The organism is Mesomycoplasma conjunctivae, from assembly GCF_000026765.1.
In the GTDB taxonomy this organism is placed as follows: Bacteria; Bacillota_I; Bacilli_A; order Mycoplasmatales; family Metamycoplasmataceae; genus Mesomycoplasma; species Mesomycoplasma conjunctivae.
In genome coordinates this window covers 256,515-275,721 of sequence record NC_012806.1, presented here as the reverse complement: position 1 = coordinate 275,721, position 19,207 = coordinate 256,515, and the positions used below count along the sequence as shown (strand labels likewise).

Genomic DNA, 19,207 nt, shown 5'->3' with positions numbered 1-19,207 from the left:
ATCATTAGCCACTTATATAATATTATCACAAAAATTATTTTTTTGAAAAAAATATCAATTTTTTTAAACTGCTTACAATATTTATCTCAACTATTTTTCTATACAATTTAGTTAATAAGATTTTATCTAAAAAATTAAAAAAAACCTATAAATTTATAGCCTTTTTTTAATTTTTTGACTAAACTAAAAGAGTTAATTTTTTGATTTCTAAATCAGATAATTTGCGAAATTGACCTTCTGGAAGATTAGCTAATTCTAAATTGGCAAAGCCAATTCTTTTTAATTCAATAACTTGCTTTTTAGCAATTGCAAAAATTTTTTTAACATGATGATTTGAACCTTGTCAAATCGTAATTTTGTACTTCCGGGAACTAACTTTTTCAATTTTTTGTTTGGAAATTACTCCATCAAGATTTAGTGATGTTGTATTTAAAAAATCTAATTCTCAATCAGCTAAGCTATAATCTAATTTAGCTAAATAGATTCTTTCAATTTTATTTCTTGGATGCAACAATTTATTAGCTAACTCACCATCATTTGTAATAAGAAGTAGTCCTGTTGTATTATAATCAAGCCGCCCAACAGGAAATAAATGAGTTTTATTATCAAAAAAATCCATTACCGTAGGTCTATTAAATTGATCTCGAACTGTTGTAATATATCCCGCTGGCTTGTTTAAAAGATATCAAACTATTTTAACTTTTTTAGCTATTTGCTCGCCATCAATTTCAATTTTGTCTTCTCAGCTTGCCCTATCACCTAAGTTGGCTTTTTCACCATTGAGATAAACTTTACCATCTTTAATCATTTGTTCAGCTTGTCTTCGTGAACAAAGACCCACTTGCGCTATTAATTTTTGCAATCTTTGTTTGTTATCCATCTTCGAATTCCTTAATTTTTTCTCTAATTGCAACACTAAAAAGAGTTGCACATACTAATCTATTTTTATGATTTTTAGTATTAACTAGGGCATTCAAATCTTGCAAATCAAGATTAATTTCTTGATTTTCAAGCATTTTTTGATAATCGCTAAGTAATTTTTTGACATCTTGTAAATTTTTATCTAATATTTGATTAGCAATTAAATTAGCAGCTGATTTTAAAATGGTACACCCGTGGGCACAAGTTTTTACTTGAACAATTTTGCCATTTTTAATTTCAATTTCTAAAGCAATGGCATCATCACAATAATTATTGTAATAAAATTGGCCTGTCTTGCAAACGGTTTCATCATTGACTAAGTTATTAGCTGATTGCAAAATAATCGCTCTTCGTTTATTAAAATCGTTATACAAAGTTAAAAAACTCCTTTTTTCTTAAAAATAAAACTAATTGATCAATATCTTCAACAGTATTATAAAAAGCTAGTGAGGCACGAATAATATTATTGTCTTGAAAAAAATGTTGTTGTTTAGGAACACAAAAATTACCACTACGAAGATGAACGCCTTCATTTCCTAAAGCCGAGACAACATCTTGGGCACTAAAACCTTCTATTGAAAACAAAGCAATATGATCTTCTGCTTTGGAATAAACATTGACACCTGGAATGCTTAAAAGGGAAAAATAAAGATAATAACTCAGTGAGTTTAATTGCCCTTTAATATCTAGTCAATTAAGCTCATTAAAAAAATCTATTGCAGCATCTAAACCTCAAATACCAGCTAAATTTTGAGTACCAGCTTCATATTTTTTAACATCATTATAAAATTTAATTTCATCATTTTCCAAATAACGAATTGTTCCCCCACCTAGTTTACTAGGTGACAAAGTAGATAAAAGCGATTCCTGAATAGCTAAAATTCCTAACCCAGTTGGCCCATAAAATTTGTTGGCACTAAAAGCAACAACATGAGATTTTTGAAGATCCACCTTTTGAAAACTAATGGCTTGAGTTGCATCATTTACTACTATTGCCTTCATTTTTATAGACTTTTTTCAAATTTCATCTAAATCAAGATGCACTTGTAAAGTGTTATTTACTTGACTAAAAGCAACAATTTTAGTTTTAGGATTTATTTTGTCAACTAGGCTTTCACTATAAATAATTTTTGCATTTTTTTCTTTAGCAATTTCTATTCAAACGAGTAAATTAGATGAATGATTTCAAGGCGAGAGTAAAATTTCATCACCTGGCTTGATATTTTTTTTAATCATTTGTGCAAATAAATTCAATGATTCAGTAGTACCTGATGTAAAAATTACTTCTTGCGGATTTCCATTTATTAACTTAGCCACTTTTTGTCTAACTGCTGTAATTTTATTCTCGTTTTGATAGCCAATTTTTGAATTAATTGAGTGATTATTAACTGCAAAATTACTATAAAAATCAACTATTGCATCAATAACTACCTGTGGTTTTTGCACAAGAGCAGCTGAGTCTAAATATGTTATTTTTTTAAGAATCGGAAAAGCGTATTTATAATTCATAATTCCTTTGAAAATATAGTATATATTCAGTATTTTTTGATTTATTACCTTTAATTGGTGAGACAATTTGACCAATAAAGTTGAATTTATTTTGAGCAAAATTAATAATTCTATCTATTAGAAATTGATGATATTTTTCATTTACAAAACCACCTTTTTCAACATATTTTGAACTAGCTTCAAATTGTGGTTTTAAAAGCGCAACAAAATCACTTTTTGGAGCTAACAGTTTTGCTGCCACATTGATGACCTCTTTCAAACTAATGAAAGAAACATCACAAACAATTGTCTCAATTTGCTCACTAAAATTCTGAGTAGTAACATTTTTAATATTTGTTTTTTCCATTGAGCAAATTTTACTATTTTTTCTTAAATTATAATCTAGCTGATTAGTTCCAACATCTAAAGCATAAACTTTTTTGGCCTTATTTAAAAGGCAAACTTGACTAAAACCACCTGTTGATGCACCAACATCTAAGACAATTTTGTCTTTAAAATTTAGTTGAAAGGCTTCAATGGCTGCCAATAATTTATAAGCCCCACGAGATACAAATTCTTTCTTATTTTCAACTTCTATATCATCATCTTTGCCAATTTTGGTACTTGGTACAAAAATTACTTCACGGTTGACACGCACTTTGCCAACGCGAATGAGAATTTCAGCATCTTGATAACCTAATTCAATTAATTTTTGTTTAATTGTCATTTTATTTTCATTTTTTTAACAATTTAACAATAATATCGTTGAAATTGCTATCAATTTCCATTAATAAAAGTGTAAATTGATTAAAATTTGCCCTTCTATCATATTCAATTTCTTGGTTTGCATATTTGAGCTTATAATTTTTTCAACTTTTGTATAAAAATATAGATAAATTGCTGAGTATTTGCGGACTAAAGTCTTCTTTGTTACGAAAACAACTAGATATTAATTTAATTCAAGTATCTTGATTTTCAATTCCAAATATTAAATTTTTTTCAAGGACAAAAATTTCATTTACACTAAGTTGTAAGTCGAATAATTTGTTGAGATCTAAAAAAAGAAAACTGAATTTTTTACCTAAAAAATTTTTGTAAAATCTTCATTTTTCTTCATCTTTGAGCATTTTCTTAATTTTTGCTTTCTGGTTCATAAATAATTTTTTTTCTTTTTAAATATTGATAAACATTTTCAATAACAGCATTAATAAAACCATAGTCTTTGTCGCCATCAGCAGTAAATTCTTTACTAATTTCAATCATCTCATTAATAACAATGCGATGTTCTGAAAAGAATAATTCGGAAATTCCATACAATAAAATTGCCCGGTTAAGCGGTAAAATTCGCTCTCATTGTCATTGTGAATTAAGATGTGCAGCAATTAATTTTTGAAGCAAAGAGTAATTTTTGGCTATAAATTTAAACATTTTTATCTGCTCTGAGTCTAATTCTGGATGATCTTGAAATATTTGTCCAACATTAATTTGTTCTTCTAAAAGCTCGCTTTGGTACAACAAACTAATAACGGCCATCCGTTTTATACTTCTTTTAGTGGGGAAAACTCTTTTATTTTGCATATTATTTTAGTTGATCAAAAATATCTTCGCCGATTTGACATAATTCAACTCCAAAATTTCTAGCAATAATATTTCCCACAGTTGCTAGTGAATCAATTGGAGTTTTTAACTTTTTACTACTTGAGCTAAATGCTTTGGAAAAAATGGTCAAAGGTAGCGCCTCTCTTGTATGATTGGTGCCCGGATATAAAGGGTCATTGCCATGATCTGAAGTAATAATTAAGAGATCATCTTCTTTTAGCGCATTGACTAATTTTGCTAATTTAATATCAAACTGATTAAGATTTTCAGCATAACCATCAGCATTTCTGCGGTGACCATAATGTGAATCAAATTCTACTAAGTTAACAAAAATGAACTCATTTTTGCTAGATTCCATTGCTTTTTCAATTGCAACATCCATATTTTCATTGTCACTAGCCGGTGGAAATACCTCATCAATTCCTTGGCCAACAAAAATATCATTAATTTTACCAACAGCAATTGTCTTAATTCCTTTAGCTTGCAAACGATTTAGCACAGTTGGCAGAGGTGGTTTATTAGCATAGTCATGACGGTTAAAAGTGCGGATAAAATCACCATTTTTACCAACATAAGGTCGCGCAATAACACGTGCTACATTTCACTCAGGGCAAGATGAACAAATTTGTCTTGCAGCTTTGGCATAACGATAGAGATTATCAAGACCCATTTTTTCTTCATGACCACAAATTTGCAATGTTGAATCTGGAGAAGTATAGACAATAATTTTTCCTTCATTAATTTCTTGGTCACCCAATTGCTTTAAAATCTCAGTTCCACTTATTGATTTATTACCAATTATTTGTCGATTATCAAAAGCTTTAGTTAGCTCATCAAGGAGTTCTTGAGGAAAACCATTTGGAAAATTAGGATTTGCTTTTTGTGTATAAATTCCCATCATTTCTCAATGACCTGCAAGCGTATCTTTAGCATTTGATTTAGCATGAATTCTTGCCATATAAGCTAGCGGAGTTTTATTTTTTTGATGGTGACCTTCAATTTTTGCAATGTTAGTAATACCAAGTTTTTTTCAAAAAGGAATATTTAATAAACCAGTTTTTGAAGCACTAAGTAATGTATTGGCACCTTGGTCACCAAATTCTTCTTGTCGCCCATCATCACCAATTCCTAATGAGTCAGTAACAATGAGAAAAATTCTATTAAAACGATAATTTTGCATAATTTTTGCCTTTTTTTGTTAATTTTTTCCCTTTTTTAATATACATCTAAATTTTACATTAATTTTAAGAAATGAAGACATTTAAACAAAAGGATTTAAAAGATTGTGGACTTGCAGTTTTACAATCAATTTTTCACCATTTTTATCATAAAAATCTTTCAATTAATAAATTAAAAGATAAAGCCTACTATTCACATGATGGCATCAATATTGTCAATCTTGAAAGATTAGCTAAAGACTTTGGCATTCTTTTAGATTCTTATGGTGGTGATTTTCCAACACTACAAAACTTAGAATTTAATAACCGACCAATCATTATCCTAATCAAAAACAATCAATTAAGTCATTATGTTTTACTACTAAGAATAACTAAAAAATATTTTTACATCATGGATCCACTCATTGGCAAAAGAAAAATTAGTGTAACTGATATGCAAAAGTTGTTTGCAAATGTGGTCATTTTTGCAAACAAAGATAGCAATTTTCCAAAAAACTCAGTGAAAAAAAATTGATATAATATTTGATTTTTTTTAGAATCAAAGACGAATTGATACCTTTTGTTTTTGATTTTTTTAATTGCACTATCCAACTTTATTTCATCACTTTTTTTAAAAACAATTGTCGATAAAGTCTTACCAGAGCAAAATATTTCGCTGTTAGCACAAACTACAATATTTTTTCTTTGAATCATTTTATGAAGAGTTATTCAAGAAGTTTTTAAAAAAATATATACTCACAAAATTGAACTAAAAATTGAAAAAGATATCTTTGATAGATTTTTTTCCTCACTACAAAAAGGCAAAAACTACCAATTATTAAAATTGGATAACCATGATTATTTGAGAAGAATATCACTAATTCCTTCTTTTGCATCATTTAGTGCTAATTTTTATTACCATCTATTTAATGAACTAGTCTCTTTTGCAATCTCTTTTGTTATTTTGCTCTGAATCGATTGAAAAATGTTTTTACTAATTTTAATAATTAGCTTAGTTTACACACTAGTCAATTTAATCACTAAAAAAAGTATTAGCAAAAAATACCATTTTTTAATTGATGATCAACTCAAAAATATGACAGCCACTAACGATATGATTTTCTCACTTGTTGACTTAAAAAATGAAGACATTTTTCACAATTTAAAAAAACGTTTTGATGATAATTACTACAAATTTAAAAACAATGAATATAACATTTGAAAACAACAATCTTTTTTACAAACTTTTGGAAATCTTGTTTTTTCAATTTCACCAATTATCATCGTTTTTGTTTCTGCCTTTTGAATTTTTGATAGACAGGTTCAAATTGGCCAACTACTTTTATTTTTAAGTTTTTTTAATTTTTTTATTAATCCACTTTCTTCTTTTGTCGACATTGTCACCAATTTACCTATATTTTTAAAGGAAGTTGAGCTCCTCAATTTTATTTTAAATGTCGATAAAGAAAAGCATGGAAATTATCATCAAAAAATTAGTGATCTCAAATTTAACAATTTAAATATAAACTACGATGGTGGGCGACGACTCATTTATATTAAAAAATTATTAATAAATTCACATTTAAAAATTATTGGTAAAAATGGCAGTGGCAAATCAACTTTGCTCAAATTAATAAATCATGAAATCAACTTTAGTGGACAATTTCTTATTAATAATTTAGATATTAGTCATTATGATATTGCTCTTTTAAGAAAAAATATTGCCTTTATTAAAAATGATCAATATTTTCCAGCAATTTCTGTTATTTCCTTCATTTGTAATGATAAAAATGAAAAAATGGAAACCTTTTTCCAAAATATTCAAATTTTTGATCTACAAACACTATTTGAAAAATGAGAACTTGATTTAAATGCCCATTTTTATAACAATGGCGCAAATTTTTCAAGTGGTCAAAAACAAATAATTCTACTTTTAAAACTGTTAACTCAAAAATTTGACTTAATTTTGCTAGATGAAGCTTTTGAAAATATTGATGAAAACAATTTTGCAATTTTGAAAAAGGTGATAACCACTTACCAAGCAGATGCTATTTTTATTGAGATTTCCCACTCACAAAGATACCTTCAAAATCAAGGAGAAAAATTAAATATTGAAACTTTATCAAAATAAGAAAATCCATTTTTTTATTAGTTTATTATTTTTAATCATCTTAATTACTTCGATATATTTATTTTTGCAGATTAGAGTCTATAAAAGTGTTGCTATCACGATTCAAGTTGATAAAGATAACAAAATTTTTACTCTAATAAATTCAGATATTTATTATCAATTAAAAAAAGGTGATTATGCCAAATTTATCTTTAATAAAGAGGCAATTAATTTAGAAATAGTCAAAATAATTAGTCTAAAACAAGACATTTTTGAAATTGAATTCACCAAAACTCCATTTTTAAAACCACAAACACAGATTTTAGGTCAACTAATATTAAAAGATAATGATAGTTTTTTAAAACTATTCTTGAACTAATGTAATACAATAATAAAGAAATGAAAAATAAAGTCAACTTTTTAAACCAAAGTAAAAAAGCATTTTTTTATCGCAGACAATTCCAACAAATTTTAAACCTTGTTCAAGAAAGTGAAAATTTGGACTACCTACTAACATTAGATTTGACTTTTGTTGAGGCAAACTACATGCAAAAAATGTGTAAAACCTATAAAAATAAAGACTATATTGCCGATGTACTTTCTTTTCCAGACTTTTTAGTTAATAAACAAAATGGTAAAAAATTAGCTTTTATTGGGGAAATTTTAATGTGTCCAGAAACAATTTATTACCAAGCTCAAAGCTACCAACACACAAATAAAAGAGAATTTTGCTACATGTTTACTCATAGTGTTTTTCACTTATTAAACTACGATCACATTGATGAACAAGAAGCTAAAATCATGCACGAAAAAGTTGAAAAAATTATGCAAAAAATGGAGATTTATCGATAATGAACTACCTCAAACAACTGCAACAATTAGCAAAAAAAGCTTATGTTCCTTACTCAAATTTTCCTGTATCAGCAATTTTAATCGACAAAGATGACAACATCTGAGAAGGTGTAAATGTCGAAAATGCTGCTTATCCTTCAGGAATATGCGCCGAAAGAAGCGCGCTCGTTGGTGCCATCTCTCGTGGCAAAAAACCCTTTGATTTTAAAGAAATCCACATTTTATCAAATAGCGATTTTTTTATTGTCCCTTGTGGTGCTTGCTTACAAGTCTGCAGTGAACTCTTAGATAAAAAAACACCTTTTTTCCTTTATAAACAAACAGGAGAGACAAAAAAATTACTCCTAGATGAGCTTCTACCGCAAATGTTTAACAAGGATTTTTTCTAATGGCTAAAAACTGTTTTGTCTCCATTGTCGGTCTCCCAAATAGCGGAAAGTCTTCACTTTTAAACACTTTATTGGATTTTCCAGTCTCAATTGTTAGCTCAAAATCACAGACTACCCGCGACTTAATCAATGGCATCTACAACGAAGATAATTTACAAATTGTCTTTGTCGACACCCCCGGTTTTCACAAAAAAATTAACAACTTGAGCAATGTTTTAAACAAAGCAGTCATTAACTCAATCGAAGACATCGATGTTGTACTTTTTTTGCACCCAGTTAACTGAAAAATTAGCAATCAAAGCCAACAACTTGTCGAAAAAATTGCCAATGTGAAAAACAAAATTGCCGTTTTAACGAAACTAGATTTGATTGATGATCAACAAATAATTGAAACAAAAGTAGCCGAGCTTAAACAACTAGGTTTTAAGAAGGTTTTTGGTTATTCTACCGAATTTAAAGTGGCAAAACAGGATCTCTTAGAAGAAATTAAAAGCTATGCATATGAAAGTGATCTCTTTTTTGAACAAGAAGATATTACCGATCAGCCAGCACGATTTTTTGCCAAAGAGATTATCAGAAAACAACTCTTATTAAATCTAAAAGAGGAGGTACCTCATCAAAGTGCCATAGTTATTGAACGCTTTAGTGAGGCTAATCCTAAACATATCGAAATTGATGCAATTATCTACGTTGGTCGTAAGTCGCACTTACCAATTGTAGTTGGTAAAAATGGCACAATGCTTGGTAAAATTGGCACTGCTGCTCGTCTAGAATTAGAAGAATTACTACAAAGTAAAGTTGTTCTAAAAAATAAAGTAAAAATTAGTCCTAAGTGATTTGATAACAAAAAAACTATTAAAAAAATGGGTTATGAATAATTTCTACTATTTTCTAACTAAAGTAAAAAATAGTATACAAAGTTTATTTTGATTTTTAAAAAAACTATAAATACAGTTTGTATTTGTTCTTTTGTGCTAAAATTTTAAAACTTTATGCAAATTTATTATAAAATAAATATATGTAATAAATTTAATTTTTGAAAGGAGGAGTCATGATTAAAACAAGGTTTTTTAGTAAATTTAAAGATTTTACTTGATCACAAATTTTTGCTTTAATAATATTAGCAGCTGCTGATGTTTTTGTTATTGCTGCCCCTTATTATCTTAAAAATATTGTTCCTAACTTGCATACATATCTAGGAATTCGTGAAGATCAAGTAGCTTCTTTGACCGCCATCATCGGTTGAGTTACCCTGGCAACTCAACTACCTGGCGGATTTTTATCTAATAGGATTAGTTCACGTTGACTCTTATTTATTGCTGTTTTATCAACAGGAATTATCACTTTTTGATTTGGTATAACCATCAAAAACGCTCAACAATTGGGTGAAGAAAGTGCTCTAACTCAATATAAAATTATTTGAGGTCTTTGAGGGATTACATCAACTCTAATCTTTTGAACCCCACTTTGAAAATTAGTTTCTCAGCAAACTGACCAGAAAAATCAAGGTCTTGCTTATGGAATTCAAGGAAGCGCAAACGGAGTAATTGGATTTTTCTTAGTTTTTGTTATTGGATTAATTATTACTTCAATTTATTATCCAACCAACAATGTTAAAGAAATTAACTCTACACCTTTTGCTGTTTATACTTTTATTATCGGTAGTTTTTTAGTCATTACTTCATTTTTAGTTCTCTTTTTTGTTAAAGAGAAAAAAATTGAACGTTACACTAATAAAGTTAGTTTAGAATCTATTAAGAAAAACATTATTCAAATTTATGTATCACTTAAAAATTGAAGACTATGAATGCTTTCAATTTTTGTGATGGGAATGTATACTTTCCAATCAGTATTTGCCTACTATTTAGTTCAAGTCTTAAATAATGTCTTTTTAGCACCTACAATTTTAGTTACAATTCTTGGCGGAATTAGAACTTATGGAATTCGAGGTTTAATTAGTTCTTATGTTGGTTACTATGCTGACAAATTTAGAAGTTATATTCTTATTTTAGTTTTAACATCAATAGTAGGAATTTTAGTTGTTTTAACCATCTTGCTTCTTACCTTAGCAGGAATTCAGGAACCTGGAACTCCATTATTTATCTTCTTTATAGTATTAGTTACAATTTTATTCTTAATAGCAGGTTCCTTATCATGAGTAATGGTGACTCTTCGATTTACTCAAGTTGCTGAAATTGAAATTGGTAAAAATAACTATGCTAGTTCAGTTGGAATTCTTTCATTTATTGCTTTTTCACCAGATGCTTGATTCTATGAATTATCAGGATATGTTGGAAAAATATATACCATTGAAGGACAAACAAATACATCACCTTTGGGTTACCAACTAATTTTAACAATTGCATTAGCTGTTGCTTTATTTGGAACAATTTGTGGATTAATAGTCTTCTTATATAACCGAGCTGAACTTAAAAAATTAGGTAAAACAAATTATCGTTGAAGGGAATTAGATAATGCCTAAAAAGCAATTATTAATAGCACATCGAGGTTATTCAGGAATTGCACCTGAAAACACAAAACTAGCTTTTGATTTAGCATATGAATTTAATTTCGACGGAATCGAGCTAGATGTTCACTTAACCAAAGACAATAGATTGGTTGTCATTCATGATGAAGACACTAAAAGAACAGCAGGTGTTGATAAAATAATTGCAAATAGTACTTTATCTGAATTATATAATGATGATCATAGTTTACATTTTCAACTCGAGACACGCAAGCAAAGAATTTTAACACTTGAAGAATTTTTAGACCTTTACCTAGATAAGTTTGAATTAATTAATGTCGAAATTAAAACTGATCAAACTGAATATATTGGAATTGAAAGAATTATTGATGATTTATCAATCAGATATGGAAAAGACTTTTTTAGCAAAATAATTTTTTCATCTTTTAATTTTTCTACACTTGAGCGTATGTTTAAATTAAATTCTAAATATCGTCTTGGATTTCTATTTTGAACTAAAACTCAACTAACAAGTGTAAGTGAAAAGCAAATTAAACAAATTTGTAAATACCTCAATCCTTGAGTTGATTTATATGATGAAGAACCAGAAATGATTGAAGCTTTTGGTTTACCACTAAACTTATGAACTGTTAAATCAAAAGCACGTTACCTAAAATACTTAGATAACAAACATGTCTATAGTCAAATAAGTAACTATAAATATAATAAGGATATTAACTAAAATTTTAAAATCAAATAAAAAACATCTTTTTTAAAAGATGTTTTTTATTTGACATTATTATCTGTTAAGCTTTCTAAATACCAGACTCCTTGTTGTGTTATTCGACGACCTCTAATTGTTTTTTCAATATAAAATTTTTCAACTAAAAGTGGTTCTATAATATGAATAATAGTTTGTCTGGATTCTTTGAGAATCCCAACTAGTACATCTAAAGCAACCGATTTGTCTTTAAAAATATAGTGTAAAATTTTTAAATATTCAACTGATGTTTCGCTTAATCCATTTTTATAAACACCGATGCTGTCAAAAGTTTTGTTAATGATATTAATATCTATTTTTTCAATATTTTGAACCAAGGCAAAATCGCGTATTCTTTTTAGCAAATTATTTGCAATTCTTGGAGTTTTATTTGTAAAATTAACAATATAATCAATTTCACTTGCACCTAAATTAATATGTAATTTTTTAGCTGAATTATAAATAATTTGTCTCATATCCTCATTACTATATTCAGTGATTTTTGCAATAAAACCAAAACGATTTTGTAGTGGTGTTGAAATTTGAGATAGTTTAGTAGAAGCACCAATTAAAGTAAAATTTGGTAATTTCATGCGCATAATCTTGTTTTCTCCGTCTACACCAATTTGTAAATCTATAACAAATTCTTCCATTGCTGAATAAAGAAGTTCTTCAATATTTTTATTAATACCATGAATTTCATCAATAAAAATTACGCTATCTTTTGTAATATTAGCAAGCATCGCCAAAACATCAGCTTTTTTCTCTAATAAAGGACCTTGGACATACTTAATTTTTGTATTAACCATTGAAGCTATAATATTGGCAAGTGTAGTTTTCCCAGTTCCTGGTGGTCCATGAAACAAGACATGATCAAGTGTTTTCTTTCTTTTTTGACTAGATTCTATTAAAACTTTTAAAGTTTGAACAATTTTTTTCTGACCTATGAAACCTTCAAAAGAAGTTGGTCTAATTTCTAAATTCTCTTGCATTTGAAATTAACTTAATCGCTTCTTCAATTAAATGTTCAAAACTTTCAGTTGGTTCAACATTGGCAAGAGCATAATTGATTTGTCTTTTTTGAAAACCAAGAATTTTGAGCGTATCTTCTAGTTCAATAGCTGTTTTTTGTTCCAGAAGTGTTTTTTGCATCAAATGTTCATCAATAACTTCATCAGCTTGTTTTGTATTGTTCTCCTGAGTAGTTGTTTGATTTTTGGCAGACTCGATCAACTTGGTATATTTCTTTTGAAACTCAAAAATAATTTGTTTTGCATTACGATCGCTAATATATTGAATTTTGCTAAGTGATTTTCAATCTCCAGCTGCTATGTAATCAATTATTTTTTGCCAACCTATATTTAAAGCAATCATTGCTGTTTTTGGACCGATTCCTTGAATGGAAATTAAGTCTTCAAACAAAATTCTTTCTTTAAAATTGTCAAATCCATAAGTAATTTTTGAATAATCATTTTCAAACTCATAGACATAAATTTTGCGTTTTTCATCACGATTAAAGCGTTCTATATTTGGAGTATAAATTAAGTAGCCATTACCAGCTTGTTCTAAAATTAAATAATTTTTGTTTTTTGATACAATTTTTCCGATTTTATAAATTTGCATATTTTTTCCTTCATTTTGTGATATATTCCACTACAAGTTAGGAAAAAATGCTAAAAGTAGTTGCAAAGAAACAAAAAATAGCAAAAAATAGATATTTTTTTCTTTTTTATCAAAAAAGTAAGATATTATTTTTAGTCTTGATTTCCAATTTTTCAATAACATCAAATGGAAAAACTACATGAATTTTTTCCCTAATACAAAACTGAATAAGATTTTTTCTTGCTATATTTTCATTAATATTATTTAAATTAGTAGATAAATTATCTATAAAAATTAAGGGAGGTTTAGCTTTTTCGATATTATAAAAAAGCTTGGCATTTATTGGTTGATATAGACAAAGATTTAATTGTTTAAAAACTTGAGTATTAAAAGCGTTAATCTCATCAGTAATCAAAAAAAGTACTTTTTCAAGATTTATTTCTTCATTAATAAGTTTTTGTGCTATGACATTATTTATTTTATAAATATTGTCTTCATGCTTATCGGGACTGCTATTTTTAAAAAAAGCTATAATTTGTTCAATTACCTTGGTATCATTATAATCAAAATCGTAAACTTTATATCTTATTTTTTCATTCGATCAATTTCTAACTAGTTTGTGATCTCAAGTATTGATATCAATTTTATTTTTAGAGATATCCTCAATAATGCTAACATTTTCTATTTCTAAATTTTCTAAAAAAAGAAAAGGGGCAACTTTTTTATCATTGCTTGCTTTGTTTAAAAGATCAACAATAATGTTTCAAATATTACCAAAATCTGAGTCCACTTCTTTGACATCTCAGTGCAAACAATTTAAATTAAAGTTTTGATTTAAACTGTTTTTATATTTTTCTATTGTATTGAGAGCTTGATTTTTACTATCAAAAATAAAATTAATTGATAGTATATTATCTTTAAATTCAAAAGAATATGCTTTGTTATTTCATTTGATCCACATAAATTTGTCTAGTTTGCTTAACAATAATCTTACAGTTTTCAAGTCAACAAAATGAGCAAAGTAGAAAGCAAAGAGATAATTAATTTTACTTGCATCAAAATATAATTTATTGCTATGATTAGCAATTTTTAGTTTGTTTTCAAAGGTTTTTTGAATAAAAGTCTTTGATTCTTCTTTTTTTAAAATGATAGTTGAAAACTCTTCTTTAGAAAAAATAGCAACAAAATTGTTGTTTAAAAAAGGACGACTTTTAAATTTTATCTTGATAGTACTTTTAGCCCAATTTTGCAAAACTATCGCCAATTTGGCAGATGAGCTTTTCTCTAGCATATCTAAAAAAGCAGTCTCTTTGATTCACAAACCTTCAATAAAATGTTTATTTTTAATTAAAAATTTTATTGATTTAGCACTATCAAGATCAACAATTTTTAGTCTTCTTTTTTCTTTGTCATAAAATATTGGTATCATATTTTGATAACTATTTCTATCATAATTATGTATAAAAATGAAGATAAAAACAGTTGCTATTATAACTAAAAGTAAGAAAATTGCTAATAGAACTAGATAGGAAATATGATTGAAAGAAGTGTGCATAATAGTTATATTTTTTCGATAGATTTGTGCTGTTTCATGATTGTTTTGATAGCATTTTTACCATCTAAATCAAGAAACTTTATTACTAAAAAATTATCTTGAACTTCAAGAATTTGTCCCTTACCAAATTTAATATGTTTTACAAATTCACCTTGGTGGTATTCAATATTATTCGCGTTGATATAGTTTAATTTTCCTTGAATATCAAACTTAGTAAACTGCTGAATTTGCTGTGATTTAATTTTCATTTCTCTAACAAACCTAGAAGTCTCACCTAAATCACGATTATTACTATCAGGACGAAGTCTTGCTATGTTAGCATCTGAAATAAAGAGTTTATTTCGAGCTCTTGTGATTGCTACAAAAGCTAAACGGCGCTCTTCTTCATATTCTTCTTGAAAAGTGTTCTTTTTTGACCTAAGAATTTGAATAGAAGGAAATATTCCTTGCACCATTCCGACAACAAAAACATTATCAAATTCTAGACCTTTGGATGAGTGAATTGTCATTAGTTTTACAGAATTATTAGCATGAAAATCTAGCTGACTATCCAAGGAAATATCATCGATATAATCTCTTAAATTTTTACTAGGATTATGTTTTTGTCACTCATCTAACTGTATGTAGTAGGCTTCTAAAAGTTTTTCAATGTCATTTTTTTCTTTAGTATCTCTAACTTGTTCAAGATAACCAATTCCTTTTAAAAACAATTTCATTATTAAAGAAAATTGTTTGATTTTTGGGTTATTTTTGTTTTCAATTTCTAATTTTTTACCTTTAGCTCAATTAATATTGGAAAAAAGAGTAGATATTTTTTTCTGATTTTCATTGCTTAGTGGAATTTTGTCGCCAATTTTTAATTTAATATTTCCTGAGTAATAAAAAAGTAGAAAATCATGGAGATTATAGTTGTAACTTTTTGCTAAATCATTTAATTTAGTTAAGGTAGAAATTCCTATTTTTTTTGGCGGCACATTGATTATTTGTTGAAAAGAAAAATTATCACCACTTTCAATTACTTTTCAAAAATGCATAATTTCGCGAATTTCCTTGTGGTCCTGTAATGTTTTCCGACCAATTGTTCCATGAGGAATTCCTTTTTTTACAAGAGCATCCTCAATAGTGCGAATATATGAGTGATTACGATATAAAATAGCAATTTCTCTAAATTTGCTTTTTTCTTTATTAGCAATTTCTCAAATTTGATTAATTACTCAGTCAGCTTCGTCTTGAGCAGAACTACCATGATAAAATTTGACTTCTAGTTCATCTTTTCATTCTTTATGTGAGTGCAAATTCTTTTCAATTCTATTTTTATTGTTAGCTATTAATTGATTAGCAGCATCTAATATTGACTGGTTAGAGCGATAATTTAAATCTAAAACCACTGTTTTTAGTTCAGGAAAATCTTGTTCTAAGTTTAAAATAAGACCAGGCTCGGCACCTCGTCAGCTATAAATTGTTTGATCAGGATCACCAACGACAACTAGTTTGGTCTCCTTTTTGATAAAAAATTTTAAAATATCATATTGAATTGAAGAGGTATCTTGAAACTCATCGACAAGGACATATTTCATTTTTTGTTGTCATTTTTTAGCAATTTCTTGGTTATTTTCAAACAAGATTTTCACATATATTTGCAAGTCATCAAAGTCAACAACACCTAGCTCTGCAGTTTCTTGCAGATACAATTTATAAATTTCTATAAATTTACTTTTGCTAGAATTATCATCGTTGTCTTCTTGTTCAATATCTTGCAAACTAACTTGTTTATTTTTGTTTTTGCTAATAAAATCTAAACTTTTTCCATAAGATATTTCATCGGCACTGATCTCTAGTTTATCATAAATAGTCCTTAAAATATTTTTTTGATCACGATCATCAATGATGTTAAAATTACCATCATTGATGGGAATTTGACTAATCTTGGAAAGATTTTTACCTTCATATTTTAAAATCAAATTACACAATGAGTGAAAGGTGAACATGTTAACATCTTTTGCTTTTTCACCAATGAGACTTTGAAGCCTTTCCTTCATTTCTATAGCGGCTTTATTAGTAAAAGTTAGTGCTAAAATTTGATTGGGATATGCTTTTTTTTCGATAACAATATAAGCAATTTTTTTAGTTAAAACACTAGTTTTTCCAGTTCCTGCACCTGCAACAATTCGTAAATATTGGTGATCACTTAAAACAGCAATTTTTTGTTTTTCATTCAAGCTTATTAATAAACTATTACTCGATATCATTTTAATTTATATCCTCTCAATTAATTTGTGCTCAATTAGCTTTTATTACTTTTATGTTTTGATTTTCTAGTTTAGCAATTCATTTATTTTTTCAAACAATTTGCGTTTTACTGATGCGATCAGAAATATTTTTATTATTTTGATGCAAAATAGACAAAATATTGACAATAAAAATTATGCCATTAATTCTTGCTATTAAATTAATGATAGAAATCACTATTGTATCGAAAACACTTAGATTGCTCTGTTTTGCTGTTTTTAGTTCAACAATATTTTTGACAATCACATTGACTAAACCAGGATATATTAAAATTAGAGTTATTATAACTGTTAGCACTCAATTTAGTGTTGTTAAAAGTTCTCTTTTGAGCAAAGTTGTTAATTTTGCTCACCTTTTTTTATTATCAGGAAAATAAATTTCTATCCGACAAATTCATTGACCAAGACTTTTGTTTCAAAATAAAGGAATAAAAATTTTATAGACAATGGCAATGAAAATTATACTTATTCCTCAAAAATAATACTTTCAGTAAACAAGTGTTTTATCTGATGCAATAAGTAGCCATGATAATAAAATAAAGCTTGAAAAAAGAACACTGATATCAATAATCCCGCTAGCAAATCTAATTCAAAAACCAGCACTTTTTTTCATTACATTAAAATATTTTTGTTAGTTCTTGGGAATGGAATAACATCACGGATATTATCAATACCTGTAATATACATTACAAGTCTTTCAAAACCAAGACCAAAACCTGAGGATCCTGCATTACCAAATTTTCTTAAATCTAAATATCATTGGAGATCTTCCTGGCTCATATTGAGTTCTTGAATTCTCTCTAGTAATTTTTCATAACGAACTTCTCTTTGTGAACCACCAATCAATTCTCCAATACCTGGCACCAATAAGTCAAAAGCAGCAACTGATTTTCCATCATCGTTTTGGTGCATATAAAAAGCTTTTAAAGACTTTGGATAGTTAATAACTGCAACTGGTGCGTTAAAAATATTTTCGGCTAAGAAACGCTCATGCTCAGTTTTAAGGTCAGCACCAAAATAGAGATCCTGAACTTCAAATTGATCTTTGTGTTTAAGTAATAATTCAATTGCATCTTTATAATCTATCTGTTTAACAGGTGATTTATAAAATTCCAAAAGTCTTTGTCTTATTTTGATACCTAAGTATTTTTCAAGAAAATCAAATTCATCTTTGTTTTTTTCTAAAACATTTTTGATAACAAATTTGAGCATTTTGTCGCCTAGGCCAATAATATCTTGTAAATTAAAAAAAGCTACCTCTGGTTCAACCATTCAAAATTCGGCTGCATGTTTTTTAGTATTAGATTTTTCAGCACGGAAAGTAGGAGCAAAAGTATAGACTTTTCCAAAACCCAGTGCATATGATTCAGCATGCAATTGTCCTGTAACTCCCAAGGTTGTTTTTTTGTTAAAAAATCCACCTTTTTCATCATCTACTAAAAATGTTTCACCAGCTCCTTCACCATCATTAGAGGTTAAAATTGGGGCAGAAAAATTTAAAAAACCTTCATTTTCAAAAAAGGAATTAATTTCAAAAAACAGAGCAGATCTTAAGCGCATAACTGCTCTAAAAAGTTTAGTCCTGTGTCTAATATGCGGAATTTGTCTTAAAAATTCAACAGTTGTTTCCTTGTTTTGAATTGGAAACTCATTAACATCTGATAAGGATAAAATATCAATTTTATCAACAATTAATTCTCCGCTTTGTTGGCGCTCTGGTGTGTATTTAAAAACACCTGAAACCTCAATAGCACTACCAAGAGATAAATTGCTAATTTTTTCAAAATCAATTTTGTCCTTTTTAAGAACACACTGTAAATTTACAATTGAAGATCCATCATTAATTTCAACAAATTTAATGTTTAAATTTCCTCTAATGTTGGTAACTCAACCTTTAATTTTTAAGTTTTCCGAACTGTGAAGTTCAGGTTTAGAAATAATTTTTTTAATAGCCATAATTAACTCCTTTTTGATTATAAAATTATACTATAAAATACGCAAATTTCTCAAAGTTGCTTT

The 19,207-nt window shown here is 27.7% G+C and carries 20 protein-coding genes; 7 read left to right on the top strand and 13 right to left on the bottom strand.

Annotation, left to right across the window (positions count from 1 at the left end; translation table 4 throughout):
* Positions 1–178: 178 nt before the first annotated feature.
* From MCJ_RS01350 to MCJ_RS01320, 7 genes are read right to left on the bottom strand one after another with little or no spacing between them, the layout of a single operon-like run.
* Positions 179–880, bottom strand: coding sequence for a pseudouridine synthase (locus MCJ_RS01350; protein WP_012751494.1), 702 nt, complete (start codon positions 878–880; stop codon positions 179–181).
* Complete coding sequence (locus MCJ_RS01345; protein WP_041594504.1) at positions 873–1,295, bottom strand: iron-sulfur cluster assembly scaffold protein; 423 nt, start codon at positions 1,293–1,295, stop codon at positions 873–875. The genes MCJ_RS01350 and MCJ_RS01345 overlap by 8 nt, the downstream gene beginning before the upstream one ends.
* Complete coding sequence (locus MCJ_RS01340) at positions 1,288–2,430, bottom strand: aminotransferase class V-fold PLP-dependent enzyme (protein ID WP_012751492.1); 1,143 nt, start codon at positions 2,428–2,430, stop codon at positions 1,288–1,290. The genes MCJ_RS01345 and MCJ_RS01340 overlap by 8 nt, the downstream gene beginning before the upstream one ends.
* Positions 2,420–3,136, bottom strand: coding sequence for a TlyA family RNA methyltransferase (locus tag MCJ_RS01335; protein ID WP_012751491.1), 717 nt, complete (start codon positions 3,134–3,136; stop codon positions 2,420–2,422). Before MCJ_RS01335 ends, MCJ_RS01340 begins: the two co-directional genes overlap by 11 nt.
* 1 nt (position 3,137) lies before the next feature.
* Complete coding sequence (locus MCJ_RS01330) at positions 3,138–3,563, bottom strand: hypothetical protein (RefSeq protein ID WP_012751490.1); 426 nt, start codon at positions 3,561–3,563, stop codon at positions 3,138–3,140.
* Positions 3,541–3,942: a transcription antitermination factor NusB gene (locus tag MCJ_RS01325; protein ID WP_012751489.1), complete on the bottom strand. Its 402-nt coding sequence runs from the start codon at positions 3,940–3,942 to the stop codon at positions 3,541–3,543. The genes MCJ_RS01330 and MCJ_RS01325 overlap by 23 nt, the downstream gene beginning before the upstream one ends.
* Positions 3,943–3,988: 46 nt before the next feature.
* A complete protein-coding gene (locus MCJ_RS01320) occupies positions 3,989–5,188 on the bottom strand; it encodes a phosphopentomutase (protein WP_012751488.1) in 1,200 nt (399 codons plus the stop codon).
* A gap of 71 nt (positions 5,189–5,259) precedes the next feature.
* Here MCJ_RS01320 and MCJ_RS01315 point away from each other — a divergent pair, with 71 nt between their 5' ends.
* The 7 genes from MCJ_RS01315 to MCJ_RS01285 all read left to right on the top strand — a co-directional run bounded on the left by MCJ_RS01315 (position 5,260) and on the right by MCJ_RS01285 (position 11,725).
* Positions 5,260–7,296: an Mbov_0121 family peptidase domain-containing ABC transporter gene (locus MCJ_RS01315; protein WP_012751487.1), complete on the top strand. Its 2,037-nt coding sequence runs from the start codon at positions 5,260–5,262 to the stop codon at positions 7,294–7,296.
* Complete coding sequence (locus MCJ_RS01310; RefSeq protein ID WP_231833526.1) at positions 7,277–7,654, top strand: MAG1140 family protein; 378 nt, start codon at positions 7,277–7,279, stop codon at positions 7,652–7,654. Before MCJ_RS01315 ends, MCJ_RS01310 begins: the two co-directional genes overlap by 20 nt.
* A 20-nt stretch (positions 7,655–7,674) precedes the next feature.
* Positions 7,675–8,127 (top strand): rRNA maturation RNase YbeY, encoded by a 453-nt coding sequence (gene ybeY, locus MCJ_RS01305; RefSeq protein WP_012751485.1) that lies wholly within the window; start codon positions 7,675–7,677, stop codon positions 8,125–8,127.
* The gene (gene cdd, locus MCJ_RS01300) at positions 8,127–8,516 is read left to right on the top strand and encodes a cytidine deaminase (protein WP_012751484.1); all 390 of its coding nucleotides are present in this window, start codon (positions 8,127–8,129) and stop codon (positions 8,514–8,516) included. The genes ybeY and cdd overlap by 1 nt, the downstream gene beginning before the upstream one ends.
* Complete coding sequence (gene era, locus MCJ_RS01295; protein WP_012751483.1) at positions 8,516–9,394, top strand: GTPase Era; 879 nt, start codon at positions 8,516–8,518, stop codon at positions 9,392–9,394. Before cdd ends, era begins: the two co-directional genes overlap by 1 nt.
* A 173-nt stretch (positions 9,395–9,567) precedes the next feature.
* Complete coding sequence (locus tag MCJ_RS01290; protein ID WP_012751482.1) at positions 9,568–10,998, top strand: MFS transporter; 1,431 nt, start codon at positions 9,568–9,570, stop codon at positions 10,996–10,998.
* Positions 10,991–11,725, top strand: a complete 735-nt coding sequence (locus tag MCJ_RS01285) for a glycerophosphodiester phosphodiesterase family protein (protein WP_012751481.1) — start codon at positions 10,991–10,993, stop codon at positions 11,723–11,725. Before MCJ_RS01290 ends, MCJ_RS01285 begins: the two co-directional genes overlap by 8 nt.
* A 44-nt stretch (positions 11,726–11,769) precedes the next feature.
* Here the strand turns inward: MCJ_RS01285 and ruvB are convergent, their stop codons facing one another.
* The 6 genes from ruvB to asnS all read right to left on the bottom strand — a co-directional run bounded on the left by ruvB (position 11,770) and on the right by asnS (position 19,144).
* Positions 11,770–12,735 carry a Holliday junction branch migration DNA helicase RuvB gene (ruvB, locus tag MCJ_RS01280; protein WP_012751480.1) on the bottom strand — a complete coding sequence of 322 codons (966 nt, stop codon included), beginning with the start codon at positions 12,733–12,735 and terminating at the stop codon, positions 11,770–11,772.
* Positions 12,713–13,366, bottom strand: coding sequence for a Holliday junction branch migration protein RuvA (gene ruvA / locus MCJ_RS01275; RefSeq protein WP_012751479.1), 654 nt, complete (start codon positions 13,364–13,366; stop codon positions 12,713–12,715). The genes ruvB and ruvA overlap by 23 nt, the downstream gene beginning before the upstream one ends.
* A 106-nt stretch (positions 13,367–13,472) precedes the next feature.
* Positions 13,473–14,774: a hypothetical protein gene (locus MCJ_RS01270; protein WP_012751478.1), complete on the bottom strand. Its 1,302-nt coding sequence runs from the start codon at positions 14,772–14,774 to the stop codon at positions 13,473–13,475.
* Between the two features lie 131 nt (positions 14,775–14,905).
* Positions 14,906–17,149 carry an ATP-dependent helicase gene (locus tag MCJ_RS01265; RefSeq protein ID WP_041594501.1) on the bottom strand — a complete coding sequence of 748 codons (2,244 nt, stop codon included), beginning with the start codon at positions 17,147–17,149 and terminating at the stop codon, positions 14,906–14,908.
* A 1-nt stretch (position 17,150) separates the two neighbouring features.
* Entirely contained in the window at positions 17,151–17,801 is a 651-nt protein-coding gene (locus MCJ_RS01260; protein ID WP_012751476.1) for an RDD family protein, read from the bottom strand.
* A complete protein-coding gene (gene asnS / locus MCJ_RS01255; protein WP_012751475.1) occupies positions 17,801–19,144 on the bottom strand; it encodes an asparagine--tRNA ligase in 1,344 nt (447 codons plus the stop codon). Before asnS ends, MCJ_RS01260 begins: the two co-directional genes overlap by 1 nt.
* Positions 19,145–19,207: the final 63 nt, after the last annotated feature.